The organism is Streptomyces katrae (genome assembly GCF_000966975.1).
In the GTDB taxonomy this organism is placed as follows: Bacteria; Actinomycetota; Actinomycetes; order Streptomycetales; family Streptomycetaceae; genus Streptomyces; species Streptomyces katrae.
The window spans coordinates 1-6,755 of the sequence record NZ_JZWV01001018.1; the positions used below are offsets into that span (position 1 = coordinate 1).

Sequence of the window (6,755 nt, forward strand, 5' to 3'; positions counted from 1 at the left end):
CCCCAGGGAATCGGCCCGTCCTCGGACCGAAGGGTGCCCGTCGGGCCGTCCTCGCCCGCCGTCGCCAGGGCGACCGCCACGGCCGCGCCCTCCTGCGCCGTGCGAGGACCGCTGTGGCGGTTGAGGTCGGTCGCGCAGTAGCCGGGACTCACCGCGTTGACCAGGATCCCTTCCGCGCGCAGTTCATTGGCGTAAAGCACGGTGACCGCGTTCAGTGCGCTCTTCGAGGTGGAGTACGGGAGGAGGGTCGAGGTGTAGGCGGACCACGGGCTGTCCGGGTCGGCCAGGTGGGTGAGGGAGCCGAGTTCGCTGGACATGTTGACGATGCGTGCGGCGGCGGACCGGCGGAGCAGGGGGAGCATGGCGTGGGTCACCGCGATGGCGCCGAACACGTTGGTCTCGTAGACCTCCCGGACGGTGGCGGCCGGGGTCTCACTCGGCTTCTGCTGTCCGGTGGCGATCGCGGCGTTGTTGACGAGGATGTCGAGGCGGCCGAACGTGTCGTCGATGTGCCGGGCGGCGGCCCGGACGGAGTTCTCGTCGGTGACGTCCAGCGGAACGAACCGTACGTCGGCGCCGTCGGCGCGGAGCTCCTCGGCCGCCGCCTCGCCGCGCTCGGCGTTGCGGGCGCCGATCAGCACGGTGATGCCGAGGGCCGCGAGCCTGCGCGCCGTTTCCTTGCCGATGCCCTTGTTCGCGCCGGTGATCAGAGCGGTCTTCTGTGAAGTCGTCATGACACCCAGCCTCCCCTCGACCAGGGGCGGGAGGGAAAGACCGGATGGCTCTGGATCTATAGTCCACGGATATGAGTGAGCTAGAGGTGCGGGAGCTGAGGTACTTCATCGCGGTCGCCGAGGAACTGAACTTCAGCCGGGCCGCGCAACGCCTGGGGATGGCGCAGCCCCCGCTGTCGAAGGCGATCGCTCAGATGGAGTCCCGGCTCGGGGTACGCCTGCTGGAGCGCACCACCCGGCAGGTACGGCTGACCGACGCCGGTCAGGTGCTGCTCGGCCAGGCCCGGATCGCGGTCGACGCGGTGCACGCGGCGGCCCGGCGTACCCGCCGGGCCGGTCAGCCGGCGCCCCAGCTCGTCGTGGCGGTCAAACCGGGAGGCGATGCCGGGCTGTTGCGGGAGATCCTCGCCGCCTACCGGGAATCGGGTACCCGTCTGCCGCCGCCCGAAGTCCTCGTCGGCGGCAGCGGAGAGCCGATCGCCATGCTGCGGGACGGCCGTGCCGACGTGGCGCTGCTGCGCAGCCCGTTCGACGGTCAAGGGCTGGATTCCCAGACGCTCGTGATCGAGCCGCGCCTGGCCGTCCTGCCCGCCGGGCACCCGCTGGCCGGACGCCGGCGGCTGCGGCTGGCCGACCTCCAGGGCGAACCGATCCCGCGCTGGAAGGGGGCCGCCCCCTCCCACACCGCCTACTACACGGGATGCGACGGAGCGGAAGCGGGCGGGGGCCCCACGGGACCGGCTCCGGCGGCTGACGCTCCTGAGGGGCCGCTCGTGGCCGGCGTCGAGCAACTCCTGGAGGTGGTCGCGCTGGGCCAGGCGGTGGCGTTCCTGGCGCTCTCCACCACCGAGCGGCACCAGCGCCCGGACATCGCGTACCGGCCGGTCACCGGCCTCAGCCCCAGTGAGGTGGTGGTCGCCTGGCCGGAGACCTCCAGGTCCCCGGCCGTCGCCGCCTTCGTCCGAGCCGCGCACGAGGTCGCCGCCCACCACCCCGACCACTTGGCCTCACTGGCCCACTGACCTTCCGACCTGCTGCCCGCGGACTGCGTCACGTGGGCGCTCGGTTGGACCGGCCTGCTATTCCTCCGGGTCCCAGGCGCTGAGCTGCTCGAAGACACGTCGGTCGCCCTCGGTCTTCAGGGAGTCGACCGGGATACGGTCGTACAGGCTGAGGACCAGCTCGCCGGCCGTGCCCTCCATGGAGAAGAAGGCGACGGCCGGGTCCGGGGCCTGGCCGGCTGCGGTGGCCGGCGTGCCGCCGGGCCCGGGGAGGCGGGTGCTCCGTGCGCCGTCGGCGGAGAGCGAGAGGCGCCAGGAGCGGCCCTCGGAGGCGTGGAAGTCGATGGCGGCGGGCTGGTGCGGCCACGCACTTGTCGTGGCGACGCAGGTGGACAGGAACTCCTCGACACCGTCGAGCGCCACCTCGTCCGGCAGCGGTTGCGGGGCACCTACGGTGATCTGGGCGTCGTACGTGTGCACCGCCATCTGCTGGAGCTGGTGCCTGGCTACGGCAGCGGCGGTATGGGGCGACTGCAACGTCTCCCACCACGCCCAGCAACCGCGGTCCGGGCCGGCCTTCCGCAATGCGTCCAGCAGCTGGTCCGTGGACTCCGCCAGCCAGGCCAGCAGGGCCTCGCGCTCCCGAGGCGCGGCCGGGGCGGCCTCCGCCGCCGACTTGGCCGGAGCAGGCCCCGCGGCGACGGTGGCAGCCCAGTCGCGGCGTCCCTCACCGATGTGCTGCGCCAGATCGAACAGCGTCCACTCGGGGCAGGTCGGCACCTGCACGTCGAGGCCGGGCGCGGAGGCGACCGCGGCGCGGAAGGCAGCCGACCGTTCGTCGATCAGTCGCAGCAGAACGGGGAATTCGAGTGTCATCGTCGTCACGCTGGATCTCTATCACCGCGTTCCGGCAATCGGACAGCGATTTTCACCGCCCGTCACAGCATTCGGTCGACCAGGCCGTCGACGTACTCCGGGGTGAGCTCCGTGCCGAACAGGACGCGGATGTACATCGGGGCCAGGATGTGGTCCAGCACGTCGAACGCGTCGAGTGCCGGCTCGCCACGGTCGCGGGCGCGATCGAGCATGCCCTGCAGTTGCCGGGTGCGTTCGGCGCGGAGGCTCTCGCCCGCCTGCCGGCCCCGCTCCCCGCTGCTGGACAGGGCGATGGCCAGGTGCAGCACCGCCGGGCCGTCGGGTCCGGTGATCTCGCGGGCCACCTGGGCCGCGTACGTGCGCAGGTCGCCGGACAGGGTCCCGGTGTCGGGCATCGGTGACTGCGTGTTGAGGCGGGTGAGCGCCACCTCGCTGAGCAGGGTCTCCAGGCTGCCCCACCGGCGGTAGATGCTGCTGTCGGCCACCCCCGCGCGGGCCGCCACCTCGCCGACGGTGAAATTGCCGTAGCCGCGCTCGCTGATCAGCTCGGTGACGGCCTGGTGCACCTGCGCAGCGACACGGGCGCTGCGCCCGCCGGGCCGCCGGGCCCGCTCCTTCTCGTTCATACCCCCACCTTAACGCAGCCAGCACTTGCGTTTACGAGTGACACCCCCCTACAGTCGCCTAACGCAGTCGCTGACTGCTTTAAAGCGCTCGGGTGCGCCACCGGCCCGCCGGCCACGGCCGGGCAGGACGGGGCACGACCAACGATCGAGAGGAATCCCCCATGACGGCTTCACCTGCGGCCGTGGGCAGTCGTTCACACCGGGCCGTGCTGCTCACGGTGACCTGCCTGGGCCAGTTCATGGTCCTGCTCGACAACACGATCGTCGGCGCCGCGCTGCCCGATATGCAGGGCCGGCTGCACACCCAGCTGACCGGTCTGCAATGGATCGTCGACGCGTACGTGCTGCTGGTCGCCATGCTGCTGCTGTCCGGCGGTGTCTTCGCCGACCGGTTCGGCCGCAAGCGGGTGTACCTGACGGGCGTGGCGGTGTTCACCGCCGCGTCGGTGCTGTGCAGCCTCGCGCCCTCACTCGGATGGCTGGTCACCGGCCGGGTGTTGCAGGGCATCGGGGCCGCCGCGCTGAGCCCGGCCTCGCTGGCGCTGCTCGCCGCCGCCTATCCGGTGCCGCGGGAACGCGTCAAGGCGATCGGGCTGTGGGCCGGACTCAGCGGGATCGGCCTGGCCGCGGGACCCGTGGCCGGCGGTGCGCTGACGGACGCTTTCGGCTGGCCGGCCATCTTCCTGGTCAATCTGCCCATCGGCGTGGTCCTCCTGCTGGCCGGTCTGCGCAGCCTCGAGGAGACCCGCAATCCCGGCGCCCCCGCGATCGACGTCCCGGGGACGGTGCTGTCCGTGCTGGGTGTGGGGACGATGACCTACGGGCTGATCGAGGGCGGTGCCCGCGGCTGGACCTCGCCGCCGATCCTGGGCAGCTTCACCGCAGCGCTGATCCTCCTCGCCGCCTTCGTGGCCGTCGAAGCGCGCCGCTCCGCGCCGATGCTGCCGCTGCGGCTGTTCCGGCAGCGGCTGTTCACCGTGTCCAACACCGCCATGGTCGTGGTCGGGTTCGCCCTCATGGGCTCGTCGTTCTTCTTCTCCCAGTTCTTCGTGTACGTGCAGGGCAGTTCGGTGCTGGGCGCCGGACTGCGGACCCTGCCGTTGTCCCTCGCCATGGTGGTCGTCAGCCCGTACGCGGGCCGGCTCGCCGCCCGGTACGGCTACCGCGTCGTGGTGACCACCGGCCTGGCCCTGGCCGGCCTGGGACTGCTGGCGCTCGGCATGGTGCACGCGGACACCGGCTACGGGAACGTGTGGTGGCGGCTGGCGACCGTCGGCACCGGCTTCGCCCTGACCATGTCCCCGCTGACGGGAGCCGCCATCCAGGCGGTCAGCGCGCAGGAAGGCGGCCTCGCCTCGGGCATCAGCAGCACCACCCGCCAGATCGGCGCGGTGCTCGGCGTGGCGGTGCTCGGAGCCGTCGTCCGCACCCGGCAGGCCGACGGCGCCTCCTTCGAGACCGGCCTCGACAACGCCTTCCTCGCAGCCGGCGCCGTCACCCTGGCCGCCGCCGTGTTCACCGGTCTGTGGCTCACGAGGTCCAAGGCCGCGGAAGGCTCCACGGCCCCGCAAGCGGCCACCGCTCCACGTCCGGCCACCACCTCGGACGAAGCGTCCGCGAACAGCCCGCGTTAGGCCAGGATCATCCCATCGTCCGTTTCTGCCGTATCCGGTCCACACCCCACTGAAGAGGAAACGCCGCCACGATGCCACCCGTTCCCGCCGGCCCCGCTGACCCCACCGTGCTCCACCCGATGCCCGAGCACCCGCGCGTCGTCCTGCTCAAGCCGCTGCTGAAGTCGCCGCTGATCGAGGTCGGTGACTTCACCTACTACGACGATCCGGACGATCCGACCGCGTTCGAGACGCGCAACGTCCTGTACCACTACGGGCCCGAGCGGCTCGTCATCGGCAAGTACTGCGCGCTGGGGACGGGCACCCGGTTCATCATGAACGGCGCCAACCACCGCATGGACGGTCCTTCCACCTTCCCGTTCCCGACCATGGGGGGCTCCTGGGCGGAGCACTTCGACCTGATCACCGGCCTGCCCGGCCGGGGCGACACCGTCGTCGGCAACGACGTGTGGTTCGGTCACGGCGCCACGGTCATGCCGGGCGTACGCATTGGGCACGGCGCGATCATCGCCGCCGGTGCGGTGGTCACCGGCGACGTCCCCGACTACGGCATCGTCGGCGGCAACCCCGCCCGGCTCATCCGCACCCGCTACGAGGCCACGGACGTCGCCCGGCTCCTCGCCGTGGCGTGGTGGGACTGGCCGCTCCAGCACATCACCGAACACATCCGCACGATCATGTCCGGCAGCATCGACGACCTGGAGAACGCGGCCCCTTGACCGAACCTCGGCTTCGGCGGAGGCCGGGGCTGTCAGGGGCGGACGAAGGACCGGAGGAGGTGTGCGCTCGGCTTCGGGGCCCGGTCTCGGTCGAACAGCCCGAAGGGAACGGTGTGGCCGTCGAGCCATTCGTAGTTGTCGATGCCGGTCCACAGGTGTACGCCGGTGATGTCCATCCCGCCTGCGATGGCCTGGTGGACCTGTCCCAGGGCGTCGGACAGGTAGGCGGCGCGCTGTGCGTCGCCCTCGCTGCCGAGGCCTATTTCGGCGACGAGGAACTTCTTGCCGGGCAGTTCGGCGTGGAGCGCGTGTCAGCCGGGCGGACCGCCCTGGCGTGCGGGGTCCGGGGTGGGCGGACAGACTGGGCGCATGCCCGTGACGGCGCGGCGGAGGCCGGCGGCCCCTCCCAAGAGGTCGTTCCTGGACAAGGCGGCGTACGTCGCGGCGCCCGGGACCGTCGTCCTCGGGCTGCTGTACTACTTCGGCAACCAGTACAACGAGGCCTACTACCGCTCGTTCGGCGTCCCCCTCAGCGACCTGCCCCTCTCCATTCAGGGCGTCCTCGCGCGCAGCCCGCAGGCCCTCTTCTTCCCCGTCTGGGTGCTGCTCGTCTGCGGGCTCATCGCGCTGCTCGCGCTCGGCCGGCTCGGGCACGCCCTGGCCCGCCCGGAGAACGAGCGGCGGCGCCGCACGGCGTACCGCTCGCTGCTGGCGGTGGGGCTGCTCCTGGGGATCGTCGGGGGCTACCCCGTGTTCTTCCGGGACGACCTGCTCACCTTCCTCCCCGCGAGCTGGCCGCGCTTGCTGCTGCCGCCCCTCGTCGTGGCCCTGGGGGTCACTCTGGCCTTCTTCGCCATCCAGGTGCGCCTCGGGCAGCACGATCCGGGGCGGCGGAGCGCTCGGGTGCGTGACGCCGACCGGCTGTGGCTCGTGGCCGGGGCGTTGCTCCTGGGGATGCTGACCTTGAGCCTGTTCTACGGCGTGTCCCGGTACGCGGCGATGGCGGGGGAAGCGCAGGCGAAGGTGGACGCGGACGACGGTATGAAGCGGTCTCCGGCCGTGGAGCTCCATTCCCGCCTGCGGCTGGTCCATCACGCCCAGGGCATCGAGTTCGAGGACCTGGGCGCCGGGGCCGGACCCTACCGGTACCAGTACAGGGGCTTTC

Annotated in this window: 8 protein-coding genes; 4 read left to right on the top strand and 4 right to left on the bottom strand. The window is 71.7% G+C overall.

Annotated features, from left to right (window positions below; genetic code table 11):
• Positions 1 to 734 (bottom strand): SDR family oxidoreductase (locus VR44_RS31420; RefSeq protein ID WP_045951019.1); only part of this gene is annotated, 734 nt, incomplete at its 3' end.
• 71 nt (positions 735 to 805) lie between these two features.
• Between VR44_RS31420 and VR44_RS31425 the strand changes: the two genes are divergently transcribed.
• A complete protein-coding gene (locus tag VR44_RS31425) occupies positions 806 to 1,756 on the top strand; it encodes a LysR family transcriptional regulator (protein WP_045951020.1) in 951 nt (316 codons plus the stop codon).
• A 57-nt stretch (positions 1,757 to 1,813) separates the two neighbouring features.
• On the opposite strand, the gene VR44_RS31430 is transcribed toward VR44_RS31425, so the two are convergent.
• Both VR44_RS31430 and VR44_RS31435 read right to left on the bottom strand, forming a co-directional pair.
• Positions 1,814 to 2,611 (bottom strand): maleylpyruvate isomerase family mycothiol-dependent enzyme, encoded by a 798-nt coding sequence (locus VR44_RS31430; protein ID WP_045951021.1) that lies wholly within the window; start codon positions 2,609 to 2,611, stop codon positions 1,814 to 1,816.
• A gap of 62 nt (positions 2,612 to 2,673) precedes the next feature.
• The gene (locus tag VR44_RS31435) at positions 2,674 to 3,237 is read right to left on the bottom strand and encodes a TetR/AcrR family transcriptional regulator (RefSeq protein WP_045951022.1); all 564 of its coding nucleotides are present in this window, start codon (positions 3,235 to 3,237) and stop codon (positions 2,674 to 2,676) included.
• Positions 3,238 to 3,398: 161 nt separating this feature from the next.
• Here VR44_RS31435 and VR44_RS31440 point away from each other — a divergent pair, with 161 nt between their 5' ends.
• Positions 3,399 to 4,871: a DHA2 family efflux MFS transporter permease subunit gene (locus tag VR44_RS31440; RefSeq protein WP_045951023.1), complete on the top strand. Its 1,473-nt coding sequence runs from the start codon at positions 3,399 to 3,401 to the stop codon at positions 4,869 to 4,871.
• Between the two features lie 71 nt (positions 4,872 to 4,942).
• Entirely contained in the window at positions 4,943 to 5,590 is a 648-nt protein-coding gene (locus VR44_RS31445; RefSeq protein WP_045951024.1) for a CatB-related O-acetyltransferase, read from the top strand.
• A gap of 32 nt (positions 5,591 to 5,622) precedes the next feature.
• On the opposite strand, the gene VR44_RS47810 is transcribed toward VR44_RS31445, so the two are convergent.
• Positions 5,623 to 5,883: a family 1 glycosylhydrolase gene (locus VR44_RS47810; RefSeq protein ID WP_107072572.1), complete on the bottom strand. Its 261-nt coding sequence runs from the start codon at positions 5,881 to 5,883 to the stop codon at positions 5,623 to 5,625.
• Positions 5,884 to 5,959: 76 nt separating this feature from the next.
• On the opposite strand from VR44_RS47810, the gene VR44_RS31450 reads away from it, so the two are divergent.
• A partial coding sequence (locus VR44_RS31450) for a hypothetical protein (RefSeq protein ID WP_045951025.1) occupies positions 5,960 to 6,755 on the top strand: 796 nt, incomplete at its 3' end.